The organism is Blastococcus sp. SYSU DS0541 (assembly GCF_054050875.1).
This window is the reverse complement of the sequence record NZ_JBJHAD010000002.1, coordinates 178103-191040: the sequence shown is the minus strand read 5'-3', so window position 1 is coordinate 191040 and position 12938 is coordinate 178103. Positions and strand designations below refer to the sequence as shown.

The 12938-nt window shown below is 75.3% G+C and carries 12 protein-coding genes; 5 read left to right on the top strand and 7 right to left on the bottom strand.

All coding sequences use genetic code 11. The features are described 5' to 3' along the window. Positions 1–6: 6 nt before the first annotated feature. The 3 genes from ACI794_RS03285 to ACI794_RS03275 all read right to left on the bottom strand — a co-directional run bounded on the left by ACI794_RS03285 (position 7) and on the right by ACI794_RS03275 (position 2256). Complete coding sequence (locus ACI794_RS03285; RefSeq protein ID WP_456603423.1) at positions 7–567, bottom strand: RsiG family protein; 561 nt, start codon at positions 565–567, stop codon at positions 7–9. A 124-nt stretch (positions 568–691) separates the two neighbouring features. Next, positions 692–1801, bottom strand: coding sequence for a CAF17-like 4Fe-4S cluster assembly/insertion protein YgfZ (gene ygfZ / locus ACI794_RS03280; RefSeq protein WP_456603424.1), 1110 nt, complete (start codon positions 1799–1801; stop codon positions 692–694). Then, the gene (locus ACI794_RS03275; RefSeq protein WP_456603425.1) at positions 1798–2256 is read right to left on the bottom strand and encodes a Fur family transcriptional regulator; all 459 of its coding nucleotides are present in this window, start codon (positions 2254–2256) and stop codon (positions 1798–1800) included. The genes ygfZ and ACI794_RS03275 overlap by 4 nt, the downstream gene beginning before the upstream one ends. 39 nt (positions 2257–2295) lie before the next feature. Here ACI794_RS03275 and ACI794_RS03270 point away from each other — a divergent pair, with 39 nt between their 5' ends. From ACI794_RS03270 to ACI794_RS03260, 3 genes are all read left to right on the top strand, one after another. Continuing rightward, entirely contained in the window at positions 2296–3144 is an 849-nt protein-coding gene (locus ACI794_RS03270; RefSeq protein WP_456603426.1) for an aminotransferase class IV, read from the top strand. Between the two features lie 89 nt (positions 3145–3233). Next, positions 3234–4844: a Na+/H+ antiporter NhaA gene (nhaA, locus tag ACI794_RS03265; protein ID WP_456603427.1), complete on the top strand. Its 1611-nt coding sequence runs from the start codon at positions 3234–3236 to the stop codon at positions 4842–4844. Positions 4845–5211: 367 nt separating this feature from the next. Beyond that, entirely contained in the window at positions 5212–5946 is a 735-nt protein-coding gene (locus ACI794_RS03260; RefSeq protein WP_456615661.1) for a hypothetical protein, read from the top strand. Here ACI794_RS03260 and ACI794_RS03255 read toward each other — a convergent pair. Both ACI794_RS03255 and ACI794_RS03250 read right to left on the bottom strand, forming a co-directional pair. Then, positions 5943–7643, bottom strand: a complete 1701-nt coding sequence (locus ACI794_RS03255) for a DUF885 domain-containing protein (RefSeq protein ID WP_456603429.1) — start codon at positions 7641–7643, stop codon at positions 5943–5945. The genes ACI794_RS03260 and ACI794_RS03255 overlap by 4 nt on opposite strands. Continuing rightward, positions 7640–8173, bottom strand: coding sequence for an FABP family protein (locus tag ACI794_RS03250; RefSeq protein ID WP_456603430.1), 534 nt, complete (start codon positions 8171–8173; stop codon positions 7640–7642). Before ACI794_RS03250 ends, ACI794_RS03255 begins: the two co-directional genes overlap by 4 nt. A 395-nt stretch (positions 8174–8568) precedes the next feature. Here ACI794_RS03250 and ACI794_RS03245 point away from each other — a divergent pair, with 395 nt between their 5' ends. Together ACI794_RS03245 and ACI794_RS03240 are read left to right on the top strand one after the other, a co-directional pair. Then, positions 8569–9672: a right-handed parallel beta-helix repeat-containing protein gene (locus ACI794_RS03245; protein WP_456603431.1), complete on the top strand. Its 1104-nt coding sequence runs from the start codon at positions 8569–8571 to the stop codon at positions 9670–9672. A 186-nt stretch (positions 9673–9858) separates the two neighbouring features. Further along, on the top strand, positions 9859–11616 hold the full coding sequence (locus tag ACI794_RS03240) for a SpoIIE family protein phosphatase (protein ID WP_456603432.1): 1758 nt from the start codon (positions 9859–9861) through the stop codon (positions 11614–11616). 107 nt (positions 11617–11723) lie between these two features. Here the strand turns inward: ACI794_RS03240 and ACI794_RS03235 are convergent, their stop codons facing one another. Together ACI794_RS03235 and ACI794_RS03230 are read right to left on the bottom strand one after the other, a co-directional pair. Beyond that, positions 11724–12017, bottom strand: coding sequence for a DUF1416 domain-containing protein (locus ACI794_RS03235; protein WP_456579789.1), 294 nt, complete (start codon positions 12015–12017; stop codon positions 11724–11726). A 6-nt stretch (positions 12018–12023) separates the two neighbouring features. Further along, positions 12024–12851: a sulfurtransferase gene (locus ACI794_RS03230; protein WP_456603433.1), complete on the bottom strand. Its 828-nt coding sequence runs from the start codon at positions 12849–12851 to the stop codon at positions 12024–12026. Positions 12852–12938: the final 87 nt, after the last annotated feature.

Here is a 12938-nt window from a genome sequence, read left to right as displayed (position 1 = left end):
TCGCGTTCAGTGCCGGCCTTCGTCGGCGAGCAGGGCGGCGACGTCGGCCTCGCCGTCGCGGTACCGGCGCCCGAGCTCTGCCGCCAGGCCGTCCATGACCTGCTGCACGCCGCGGCGGCGCTCCGACAGCCCCTTCTCGGCGTCGGTGAGCGCGCGGGCGGCCGCCTCCAGCTTGGCGTCCGAGAGCTCCGTGATCGCCGACAGGTCGGCCCCCGGCGTCAGCGAGTTCACCCAGGACTCGTACTCCTGCGGGTCCGCCGGCTGCACCGTCTGGTGCCGGCCCAGGCCGTGCGCGGGGCCACGCCCCTTCTCCGAGAGGATCTCCGGCAGCAGGTCGACCAGCGACCGCCCGTCGTGCTCGGCCCGCCGCTGCAGCTCGCGCTTGACGATGTCCAGGCGGCCCTGCAGCAGCCGGCGGGTGTAGGAGAGGTTGACCTCCTGCTGCTCGGCCTCGCGGCGCAGCCGCCGCACGTCGCCCATGGGCCGGCTCACGGCGCCCTCCAGGAACGCCGGGTCCAGCAGCGCGTCGACGGCGGCACCCCCGGCGGGGGACGGCTTCGGACTCACGGGGGTGGCCTCCAGGTGCGGGACGCCCGGCACGCGGACGTCGGCGGTGGTCAGCGGCGGACGCTGGCCGGAGCGTAGGTGAGCGACCCCGGCCTGCCCACCTCGAGGCGGGGCCGCGGCACGCTCAGCCGATCGTCCCAGACCGGACGGCCCGCACCCGGTTCCGCGCGGCCACCTGGGTGTCGTCGAGCGCCGGCGGGGCGTCGTCGGGGTCGATCGCGGCCGTCGAGCCCGCCACGGCCAGGGTGGCGTCCTGGGCCACCGACTGCTTGACCAGGGCCAGCGCGATGACGCCCAGCTCGTGGTGCCGGACGACGCTGCCCACCCGGCCGACCGTCCGGGCGCCCGCCAGCACCGGCTCGCCGGGCGCCGGGAGGTCCTCGCTGACGCCGTCGAGGTGCAGCAGCACGAGCCGGCGCGGCGGGCGGCCGAGGTTGTGCACGCGGGCGACCGTCTCCTGGCCGCGGTAGCAGCCCTTGTCCAGGTGGACGGCGGTGCGCAGCCACTCCAGCTCGTTGGGGATGGTGCGGTGGTCGTTGTCGACGCCGAACCGGGGGCGCCGGGCCTCCACGCGCAGCGCCTCGAAGGCGGAGGCGCCCGCGAGGGGGACGCCGAGGCGGTCGGCCAGCGCGTCGACCTCGGCGCGCGGCACCAGCAGGTCGTAGGCCCCGGCCGACCCGTCGCCGAGTGCCGGCATGCCGCGCACCCAACCGTCGCCGGCGGGCTCCACGACGTACGGCGCGGCGGGCACGGGCAGCCCGGCCGCCGCCAGGGCCGCGGCCGAGCCGGGGCCGACCAGCGTCAGCAGCGCCCGGTCGTCGGTGACCAGCCGCGGCTCCACCCGGAGCATGAAGCGCATCCGCTCGAGGAAGGCCAGCAGCACGGGGCCGGCCCCCGGCTCGACGTCGGCCCACGTGGTGCCGCCCAGCTCGGTGACGACCAGGTGGTGCTCGACGTGGCCGTGGGGGCTCAGCACCAGGGCCTCGCTCCCGACGCCGTCGCCCAGCCGCTCGAAGTGCTGGCTGGTGATGCTGTGCAGCCAGGAGAGGCGGTCGGCGCCGGGCACCGCCAGCACGTCACGGTCGCTGCGGTCGACCAGGCCGACGCCCTCGGCGAGCAGCCGCTGCTCCCGCAGGGGGTCGCCGTAGTGCGCCGCGACGACCCGGGCGGCCTCGGGCCCCGGCTCGACGGACACCGCCCCGGGGCGGGCGAGGAGGGGTGAGGGGGTGGTCATGACGACTCCGTTCCGGCGCGGTCTCGGCAGGCGCGGCACGTGCCCGACAGGGCGACGTGGCCGACGTCCACGGTGAAACCCAGCTCGGCCGCCAGACGTTCCGCCGCCCCGTCCAGCAGGTCCGGCGCCGCGGACGAGATCTCGCCGCACGAGGAGCAGACGACGTGCAGGTGGGGGCGTTCGGCGGCGTGGTAGACCGGCGCCCCGCGGCCGAGGTGGGTGTGCCAGACCAGCCCGAGGCGCTCCAGCAGCTCCAGGGTGCGGTAGACCGTCGAGGTGTCGGGCGCGCTGCCGCCCGGCCCGGCCTCCTCGCGCAGCCGGGCCCCGATCGCCTCCGGCGTGGCGTGCGCCAGCGCCGCCACCGCGGCCAGCACCCGGGCGCGCTGCGGGGTCAGCCGCAGCCCCCGCGCGCGCAGCTGCTCCGCCAGCGGCGCGGCGACGTCGTCGGTCCCCATGGCGAGAGCCTATGCCGGTCGTACGGCAGGCTTGCCCCCGTGAGCGATCGACGCAGGGTGGCGGTCTGGCGGGACGGCGCGGCGGAGCGGGTCCCCGCCGACCAGCCGGTCGTGACCGCCTTCGACCTCGGCCTGGGCCGCGGGGACGGCGTCTTCGAGTCGGTGGCCGTCGTCGGCGGGCGCACCCCGCACCTGGAGGCCCACCTGGCGCGGTTCACCCGCTCCGCCGCCCTGCTGGGGCTCACCCAGCCCGGCGACGCCGCCTGGCGGGCGCTGGTGACGGCCGTGGTGGCGGGCTGGCCGGCCGACGAGGAGGGCGTCTGCCGCCTCCTGCTCACGCGCGGGCTCGGCGACGGCACCCCTCCCACGGCGCTGGCCCTCCTCGCCCCGGTGCCCCCGGAGACGGTGCGGCAGCGGGTGGAGGGCATCGCCGTGGTGACGCTCGGGCTCGGGCTGCCCGCCGACTTCCGCGCCGGTGCGCCCTGGCTGCTCGGCGGCGCGAAGACGCTCTCCTACGCGGTCAACATGGCCGCCCAGCGGCACGCCCACGACCTCGGCGCCGACGACGTCGTGCTCACCAGCCTGGAGGGGCGGGTGCTGGAGGGGCCGACCTCGACCGTCGTCTGGGCCGCCTCCGGCACCCTGCACACCCCGCCGGTGGAGAGCGGCATCCTCGCCGGCACCACCCAGGCGCGGCTGTTCGCCGCCGCCCGCGCGGCCGGCCGGCCCACCGCCACCACCCCCGGCACGGTCGAGGACCTCCACGCCGCCGACGCCGTGTGGCTGCTCTCCGGCGTGCGGGGCGCAGCCCCGGTGCACACCATCGACGGCGTCCGGCGCGGGGACGCCGGCCTCTCCTCGATGATCAGGGAACTGCTCGCCGGGTAGCGTGAGATCCTGGTGCGCCGGGAAGTCTGGTCGGCAGCGCGTCCGTCGAGGGCGCGTCCCGACCCGAACCTGCCCTCCGGAGCCGCCCCGTGACGACACCCGCCCCCACCCGCCTCTTCGGACGCGGCTCCTGGACCGAGGCGCAGCGCGTCGCCTCGGTGCTCCGCAAGGAGACCGTCGGCGGGGCGCTGCTGCTGGTGGGCGCGGCGATCGCGCTGATCTGGGCGAACTCCCCGTGGGCGGAGAGCTACGAGGCCCTCCGTGACACCCGGGTGGGGCCGGAGTCGCTGCACCTGGACCTCACGCTGGGCACCTGGGCCGCCGACGGTCTGCTGGCGATCTTCTTCTTCGTCGCCGGGCTGGAGCTGAAGCGGGAATTCGTCGCCGGCGACCTGCGCGAGCCCCGCCGGGCGGCGCTCCCCATCGCGGCCGCGGTCGGCGGCATGGTGGTCCCCGCGCTGTTCTTCGTGCTGCTCAACCTGAACGGACCCGAGGGGGCGCTCGCGGGCTGGGCCATCCCCTCGGCCACCGACATCGCCTTCGCGCTCGCCGTCCTGGCGGTCATCAGCACCCACCTGCCCAGCTCGCTCCGCACCTTCCTGCTGACGCTGGCCGTCGTCGACGACCTGCTGGCGATCACGATCATCGCGATCTTCTACACGGCCTCGCTGGCCACCACGCCGCTGCTGCTGTCGCTGATCCCGCTGGCGCTGTTCGGCTTCCTGGTGCAGAAGCGGATCCGGTCCTGGTGGCTGCTGCTGCCCCTCGCCGCCGTCACCTGGGTGCTGGTGCACGAGTCCGGGGTGCATGCCACCGTCGCGGGCGTCCTCCTGGCCTTCACCGTCCCGGTCGTGCGCAGCGACGCCGCCGGCGGGCCGGAGGCCGGACCGGGCATGGCCGAGCACTTCGAGCACCGGATCCGCCCGCTGTCGGCGGGCGTCGCCGTGCCGGTCTTCGCCTTCTTCTCCGCGGGTGTCGCCATCGGCGGGCTCTCCGGCCTGGGCGAGTCGCTCGGCGACAGCATCGCCATCGGGATCATGCTCGGGCTCGTCGCCGGCAAGGCGATCGGCATCACCGGCGCCACCTGGCTGGTCTCCCGCTTCACCCGGGCGCAGCTGGACGAGAACCTCGGCTGGCCCGACGTCGTGGGCCTCGCCCTGCTGGGCGGGATGGGCTTCACCGTCTCGCTGCTGATCACCGAGCTGGCGTACGGGGCCGAGAGCGAGGCCTACGACCACGCCAAGGTCGGCATCCTCTTCGGCACGCTGCTGGCGGCGCTGCTGGCCGCGGTGATCCTCCGGGTGCGCAACCGCCGCTACAAGGCGATGTACCTGCACGAGATGAGCGACGTCGACCGCGACGGCATCCCCGACGCCTGGGACACGGTGGACGACCGCCCCCGGCACGTCGGGGACGGCCGGGCCGTCCCGCCGCCCGGGCCCGGCGCCTCCGCCGCCACCGACGAGCTCGGGGCCGACGCCGCGCGCCCGGCCTACGAGACGGTCGACGACGAGGCCGAGCACGACCCCGACTGGGAGGGCAGCCCGCCTCCCGGGCGCACCGCCACGGACGCCGCCGAGGACAGCGGGGGCCACGACGGCCCGCGGCCCCGGTACGAGACGGTCGACGACGCGGCCGAGCACGACCCCGACTGGCAGGGCAGCCGCCCGCCCGGGCGCACGCTCGGGCCCGGCGACTGACCTCACCGGCCGGGACACGCCGGTCCGGGTCCGCCCACCAGCGTGTTCGCCCACAGCAGACGAAATCGGTTGCCGCCCCCGCGCGCGCGGTCGTACCGTCGTGGCACACGAGAGAGGAGGTGGTCCGTAACTTGCTGAGCTACAGGACTCGTGAGGTGGCTGTCCGCTAGCCGCCGTCCAGATGGGCCGCCCGTTCGGACCGGAATCCGAACGACGGCAGGATCGCCCGTCCGTCGCACGGCGGCGAGCGAGAACCGGACAGTCACCCGACCCCCGGGCCGCCGACATTTGTCCAGTCGGCCCGCGTGCAGCTCCTTTGGGAGCGCCGCGGAGCAGCCCGGGGGTTGTCCGTTACCAGGAGGCGCTCGTGCAGCTCGGCGGTCTGCCCGTCGAGACCGACGTCTCCACCGGCACCTGGGTCGCCGAGGCCGTCGCCCGCGCCCGCTGGGGCACCGTGGCCGCGCTCGTGCCGCCGCTCTTCCCGGCCTACGCCCGCGTGCTGCACCCCGCCTACCGGTACGAGGGGGACGACGACGTCGAGGTGGCCTGGGCCGACGTCGCCGCGCTCAACGGCACCGTCGCCCACCCGCTGATGCAGTGGCCCGCGGTGACCGGCGGCTGGGAGTACCTGACCGAGGACAGCCAGCCCCCCGACTGGGACGGCGCGCCCGCCGAGGGGCACCTGCCCACCGGCGTCGCCGCGCGCATGGCAGCCGTGCTCGCCCGCCACACCGGCAGGCCCGACGACTGCCTGCTGGGCCGGTGGGCCGGCTTCGGGTTCGACGCCGCCGAGCTGCGCGGGGCGCCCACGCTGCCGCTGCCCCGGCAGCGCGACGCGGTGCTGGTGCGGGGCGCGGCCGCCGACGCGGCGCGCAACCTGGCGCCCGAGCCCTCCGAGCAGAGCGCCAACCTGTGGTGGCCGGCCGACCGCTCCTGGGTGGTCGCCACCGACATCGACCTGATGAGCACCTACGTCGGGGGCAGCGTCGCCTGCGTCGCCGAGCTCCTGGCCGCACCCGCGCTGGAGGCCCTGCCGAGCGCGGCGGAGGACCGGGTCGGTCACGCCGAGGACCCGGTCAACCCCCTGCCGCGGCGCGACTAGAGCAGCGCCAGCTCGCCCGCGAGGTCGTCCAGCCCCAGCGACCCCTGCGAGAGGGCGGCCATGTGCCAGGCCTTGAGGTCGAAGCCGGCACCCCGGGCGCGCTGCGCCGCGGCCCGACCGTCCCGCCAGGCCCGCTCGCCGAGCTTGTAGCTGATCGCCTGCCCCGGTAGGCCGAGGTAGCGCACCAGCTCGCTGTCCAGGAAGGCGACGTCCGCACCGGAGTGCTCGCCCAGGAACGCGCGGGCGAGCTCGGGGGTCCACGGCCGGCCGCGGTGCTCGGCCAGCACGCCGTCGGCGTCGTCGGGGACGGGCAGGCCCAGGTGCATGCCGATGTCGATGACCACGCGCACCGAGCGCAGCTGCTGGGCGTCGAGGAACCCGAGCCGCTCGCCGGGGTCGGCGAAGTACCCGAGCTCGTCCATCAGCCGCTCGGCGTAGAGCGCCCACCCCTCGACGTTCGCACCCACCGAGCCGAGCGACGTCTGGTAGGTCGACAGCTGCCCGGACACGTGCACCCACTGCGCGAGCTGCAGGTGGTGGCCGGGGACGCCCTCGTGGTACCAGATCGACACGAGGTCCCAGAGCGGGAACCGGGTGCGGCCCAGCGTGGGCAGCCAGGTCCGGCCCGGCCGGGAGAAGTCCTGGGCGGGACGGGTGTAGTACGGCGCGGCGGCGCTCCCCGGCGGGGCGATCATCGCCTCCACCCGCTTCACCGGCTCGGCGAGGTCGAAGTGCGTGCCGTCCAGCGCCGCGATCGCCTCGTCCATCATCTGCTGCAGCCGCTCGCGGATCGCCGCCACGCCCTCGACCGCGGGGCCCTCGAGCGACAGCCGGCGCATCGCCTCCAGCGGCGTCGCGCCCTCGTGCACCCGGTCGGCCTCGACGCGCTGCTCGGCCAGGATCCGCCGGTGCTCGGCCCAGCCCCAGGCGTAGGCCTCCTCCAGCCCGCGGCCGGCACCGAGGTCCGATCCGGTCCAGCGGCGGGCGGCCACGGCGTAGCGGTCCCGCCCGACGGCGTCCGGTGTCCCCTCGGTGCGAGGGGCGTACCCGTCCCGCAGGAAGTCGCGGACCTCGACGACCGCCTCGTCCGCGGCGCGCGCGGCCGACGCGAGCTCGCCCCGCAGCGCCTCGGGGCCGGTGGCGACGAACGAGGCGAAGAACGGGCCGCTGGACCACTCGTCGAGCTGGGCGAGCACGGTGCGCACCTGCCGCGGGGCGACGAGCAGCCCCCGGCGCGCCCCCTCGGCCAGCGTCTCCCGGTAGCCACGGTAGGCCTCCGGCACGCGGGCCAGCCGGCGGGCGAGGACGGACCAGTCCTCCTCCGTCGCTGCCGGCATGAGCATGAACACCTGGCGGATCGAGTGCAGCGGGCTGAACAGGTTGTTGAGCGACCGGAACCCCTCACCGGCCTCGTGGACGGCGAGCTCGGCGCCGAGCCGCTCCCGCAGGAGGCGGGCGCAGCGGCGCTCCACCGGGTCGTCGTCGAGCGCGGGGTCGGCCGCCTGCACCCGGTCGAGCTCGGTCAGGGTGGCGCGGGCGAGGGCCGCCTCGGCCTCGAGGCCGGCCGGGCTCACGTCGGGGAGCCGGTCGTCCCCGGGGCGGGCACCCAGGGAGGTCGCGACGATCGGGTCCAGGTCGCAGACGGCGTCGACGTAGCGGTCGGCGACCTCGCGCGGGGTGGCGGGCGGGGTGGTCACCGGATGCGCTCCAGTCGGGCCGACATCACCGGGCGCGGCGGCTGCTCCCCCACGGCGCGGTCAATGGCGTACATGAGGGCGCCCTCGACGATGCCGTAGAGCCGCACCGCGCGGGTGACCTCCGGGGCGTCCGGCGTCCGGGCCAGCACGTCGCTGGTCAGCTCCCAGCTCGTGGTCGTGCGCGCGGTGCCGACGTAGATCTCCACGAGCCCGTCGGGGCTGGCCACGAGCAGCTCGACCTCGTCGCCGCCGCGGGGCCGCCAGAAGCCGGTCTCCCGGACGTCCGGGCCCACGATCCTCCCGTCGTCGGTCAGCCGCCAGGTGCGGGACTCGTAGGCGAGGAAGCCCCGGCCGTCGTGGGCGAAGCGGACCCACTGACCGAACCGGTGGTCGCCGCCGGTCCCGGCCGCCTGGCCCTCGCCGTGCCACTCCCCGAGGAGGGGGAGCACGGAGAGGATCTCCTCCGACACCTCCGGCCCGCTGCGGACGTCGGCGGTGTCGGGCACCGGCAGCTCGGTGGGGGCGGTCACCGCCGGCCCGCCTTCGGGCCGCGGGAGAGCCGGACGGCGCCGTAGCCGAGCGCCACGGCGGACGACGCCGTCAAGGTGACCAGGAGCCAGGCAGAGACCATGGCGACCACCGTAGTGACGACGCCGCGGCCCGGCCTCAGACGGCCGCCGGGGCGCGGCCTGCGGTCGCCGCGACCACCTACGCCCAGGGGAGCGGGTCCGGTGCTGGACACCGAGCGCTGCTCCGGCCGCGCGATGGCGGAACCGGCCCCCGGCCCCGGGCTCTGACGGAACCCCCCGAAATCGGGGGTTCCGCGCCTCCAGGGGCCGGGCGGAGGCTGCCCCCCTCAGGGCGACGCGCGGCGGATAACGACGTCCGCCCACCGGGGGCCGCCGCCCGGAACCGGGGAGCACCCATGCACATCGGTAGAGCACGACTCCTGGCGGTGGCGTCCGCCACCGCCCTGGTCGCTGTCGGCGTAGCCGGACCGGCGGCCGCGGACGGCGGGAAGAAGCCCGGCCACCCGCACGCCGGCTTCAGCATCCAGGCCGCGGTGGACGCCGCGAAACCGGGTGACACGATCCGCATCCCACCCGGCACGTACCACGAGTCCGTCACCATCCAGAAGGACGGCATCACGCTGCTCGGCCACCGCGTGGTCATCGCGCCCGCCGGGGCGGCACCGACCGCCTGCGACACCCTGGAGGGCCCCGAGACCGACCGCGTGTCCGGCATCTGCATCCTCGGCGAGATCGACCTCGAGACCTTCGAGGCCGGCGACCGGGTGAGCGGGGTCAGCGTCCGCGGCGTCACCGTCACCGGCGCGGCCGGCGACGGGCTGATCGCCGTCGCGACCGAGGACCTGAAGGTGAGCGACAGCAGGTTCACCGACAACGGCGGGTACGGCGCCGCCAGCTTCGCCACCGAGGGCACCACCTTCCACGGCAACAAGGCCACCGGGAACGCCGAGGCGGGCTTCTACATCGGCGACAGCCCGCACGCCGACGCCCACGTCCACGGGAACTACTCGGCGGACAACGAGATCGGCTACTTCTACCGGAACGCCAGCGTCGGCAAGATGCAGGGCAACGTCGGCGTCGGCAACTGCGTCGGCACCCTGCTGCTGGCCGGCGCCCCCGGGCCGGTCACCGACTGGGAGCTGCGGAAGAACGAGATGTCCGCGAACAACAAGCTGTGCCCGGGTGAGGGCGGCGAAGAAGGCGCGCCCACCCTCAGCGGTGGTGGCATCGCGCTGGTCGGGGCACAGGACTTCCGGGTCAGGGAGAACCGGGTCTTCGACAACGTCCCGGCCGCGCCGGACAGCGCGCTCCAGGGCGGCATCGTCGTCCTCTCCAGCGGCTCCGTGCCGGGGCTCGCGCCGTTCGACCCCAGCGGTGACGTCGAGCGCAACAAGGCCAAGGGCAACCAGCCGGCCGACATCAACTGGGACGAGACCGGGGACGTCGACTTCGACAAGAACCGGTGCGTGACCTCGATCCCCGAGGGGCTCTGCGGCTGAGCCCGCGCACGACCCCAGGCGCCCGCTCCGGCTCCACGCCGGGGCGGGCGCCGTCGTGCGCGCACCCCGGTGGCCGGGGGTGAGGCCGACGCGACAGGCCGGGTCGCTGGTGGCCCGGGAGGGTCGTACGGCAGGCTGGACCGGCCTTGCGCACGCGGGCACCAGCGGGGAGGAGCGGACATCCAGATGGGCCAGGCCGGCCGCAGCGCGGCGCCGATACCGGGCGAGGAGGCGCTGCCCGGGGCGCCCTCGTGGTTCTCGGTGCTGCAGGACTCCTCGCTGCTGCTCGCCGCGGTCTGCGACACCGGCGGCAGGTTGCTCACCGCCAACCGACTGGCCCTGGAGGACTGCGGCTTCGACCGCCGCGAGCAGCTCGGCCGGCCGCTGTGGGACGTCGGCTGGTGGGCCGGTGACGAGGACGCCCGCGCCCGGGTGACCGCCTGGTGCCTGCAGGTGGCCGCCGGCGGCGAGCCGGTGCGCGCGGCCACGGACTTCTTCCTCGCCGACGGCCGGCGGCGGGTCGCCGACCTGACCCTGCAGCTGGTCAGCGAGGGCACGCAGGAGGAGTACCTGCTCGTCACCGGGCTGGACGTCACCGAGCGGCTGGAGAACGAGCGGCTCACCGCCGAGGCGCGGGCGGCCGGCGCCGAGGCCACCACGCTGCGCCAGGTCGCCACCGCCCGGGCGCAGGACCTGGAGGTCCTGCGGGAGACCGAGGCCAAGCTGACCCGCGCCCTGGCCATCACCGAGCGCGTGCTGGCCAACGTCGCCGACGGCATCTACGGCCTCGACGCCGACGGTCGGGTCGAGTTCCTCAACCCCGCCGCGGCCCGCCTCACCGGCTACCGCCCCGGCGAGCAGCTCGGCCGCGACCAGCACGCCATGATCCACAGCCGGCGCCCCGACGGGAGCCCCTACCCCCGCGAGGAGTGCCCGGTCTGGCAGGCGCTGCGCACCGGCCGCACCGTCGTCGCCGACCACGAGACGCTGTGGCGCAGCGACGGCACGCCGATCCCGGTCGAGATGGTGGTCGTGCCCACCGTGGAGGGCGGGGAGCTCACCGGCGTGGTGGTCTCCTTCCGCGACCTCACCGACCGGCTGGCCGCCCAGCGGCAGGCCGCGGAGCTCGAGGCGCTGGCCGCCCGGGCCGCGGCCGACCGCGCGCTCTCCGACCGGTTGCAGCAGTCCCTGCTCACGCCGCCACCCGAGCCCGACCACCTGCAGATCGCCGTCCGCTACCGGCCCGCGGCGCACGAGGCGCAGGTGGGGGGCGACTGGTACGACGCCTTCCTGCAGCCGGACGGGGCCACGATGCTGGTCATCGGCGACGTCGTCGGCCACGACAGCAGCGCGGCCGCGGCCATGGGACAGCTCCGCGGGTTGCTGCGGGCCCTGGCGTACGCCGCCGAGGGCGGCCCGGCGACGACCCTCACCCGGGTGGAGCACGCCGCCCGCGGGCTGGCGGTCTCCACCCTGGCCACGGCGGTCCTGGCGCGCATCGAGCGGCACCCCGGGGACCCCGTCGCCGGACGGCGGCTGCTGCGGTGGAGCAACGCCGGGCACCTGCCCCCGGTGCTGGTGGCGCCCGACGGCACGAGCGCGCTGCTCACCAGCCGCCCCGAGCTGATGCTCGGGATCGACCCCGACGCGCCGCGCAGCGACCAGACCGCCGAACTGCCCGACGGGCACACCCTCTTGCTGGTCACCGACGGGCTGGTGGAACGGCGCGACATCGACCTCGACGAGGGCCTGGAGCGGCTGCGGGAGGCGCTGCGGGACCTGGGCGGCATGCCGCTGGAGGAGCTGCTGGACGTCGTCCTCGGCCGGCTGGTGCCCGACGCAGGCGCCGACGACGTCGCCATCGTGGCGGTGCGCGCCTTCCCCGAGGACCGGCCGCGGCCGGCCGAGGCCGGTCCTCGCCGGCTGCCCCCGGGCGTCTCCTGAGACGCCGCAGCGCCCGCCCCGGCGTACCGGGACGGGCGCTGCGATGTTCTTCCGGCCCCGTTCAGAGGCTCGCCGCGAGCTCGCGAGCGCTCAGGGGGACGGGGTCCTCAACCGAGGGCGACCGTGGTCTCGTTCAGCCCGACGTCGGCGGAGAGCACGCGCTCCCCCTTGCCGACCGCGGCCAGGGCACGCAGCTTCCACGGCCCCGGCGCGGCGAAGAACCGGAACTCACCCTCCGGGCTGGTGACCACCTCGGCGGTGAACTCGTCGGTGGCGTCCAGCAGCCGGACGTAGGCCCCGGCCACCGGCGCACCGTCGTGCCACACCGAGCCCTGGATGACCGTCTGGGTGCTCAGGTCGATCCCGTCCAGGGTGCCGCCCTGCTTCGGCGCTCCGCACATGTCAGCTCACTTCTCGATCGGGACGCCGACGAGCGAGCCGTACTCCACCCAGCTGCCGTCGTAGTTCTTGACGTCGGTCTTGCCGAGCAGCTCGCGCAGCACGAACCAGGTGTGGCTCGAGCGCTCGCCGATGCGGCAGTAGGCGATGGTCGGCTTGCTCTCGTCGTAGCCCTGCTCGGCGTAGAGCTTGGCGAGCTCCTCGTCGGACTTGAAGGTGCCGTCCTCGTTGGCCGCCTTGCTCCAGGGGATGTTGATCGCCGTGGGCACGTGGCCCGCCCGCTGCGACTGCTCCTGCGGCAGGTGGGCGGGGGCGAGGATCTTGCCGGAGAACTCGTCGGGCGAGCGCACGTCGACGATGTTCTTCGAACCGATGGACGCCACGACCTCGTCGCGGAACGCGCGGATCGACAGGTCCGGCTCGGACGCCTTGTACTGCGTCTCCGGGCGCTGCACGGCGTCCTTGGAGAGCGGGCGACCGTCCAGCTCCCACTTCTTGCGGCCGCCGTCCATCAGCTTGACGTCGGAGTGGCCGTAGATCTTGAAGTACCAGTAGGCGTAGGCGGCGAACCAGTTGTTGTTGCCGCCGTAGAGGACGACCGTGTCCTCGTTGGCGATGCCGCGGCTGGACAGCAGCTCCTCGAAGGCGCCCTTGTCGAGGTAGTCGCGGCGCAGCGGGTCCTGGAGGTCCTTCTTCCAGTCCAGCTTGACGGCGCCCTCGATGTGGCCGCCGTCGTAGGCGGTGGTGTCCTCGTCGACCTCGACGAGGACGAGGCCGGGCTCGCCCAGGTGCTCCTGGACCCAGTCGACGGTGACGAGCACGTCGTTGCGGCTCATGGTGGTGGTCCTCCGGATGATCGGTGTGTGCGGTCGGTCGGTCGGGTGGTGCGGGACGACGCGGATCGCTCGCAGCGCTGAATCAGC

Excerpts from the sequence above, each read along its gene's own strand:
- ygfZ (WP_456603424.1), bottom strand. The coding sequence starts at position 1,801 with ATGACCACCCCCTCACCCCTCCTCGCCCGCCCCGGGGCGGTGTCCGTC.
- ACI794_RS03235 (WP_456579789.1), bottom strand. The coding sequence starts at position 12,017 with ATGTGCGGAGCGCCGAAGCAGGGCGGCACCCTGGACGGGATCGACCTG.
- ACI794_RS03275 (WP_456603425.1), bottom strand. The coding sequence starts at position 2,256 with ATGGGGACCGACGACGTCGCCGCGCCGCTGGCGGAGCAGCTGCGCGCG.
- ACI794_RS03230 (WP_456603433.1), bottom strand. The coding sequence starts at position 12,851 with ATGAGCCGCAACGACGTGCTCGTCACCGTCGACTGGGTCCAGGAGCAC.
- ACI794_RS03240 (WP_456603432.1), top strand. The coding sequence starts at position 9,859 with ATGGGCCAGGCCGGCCGCAGCGCGGCGCCGATACCGGGCGAGGAGGCG.
- ACI794_RS03245 (WP_456603431.1), top strand. The coding sequence starts at position 8,569 with ATGCACATCGGTAGAGCACGACTCCTGGCGGTGGCGTCCGCCACCGCC.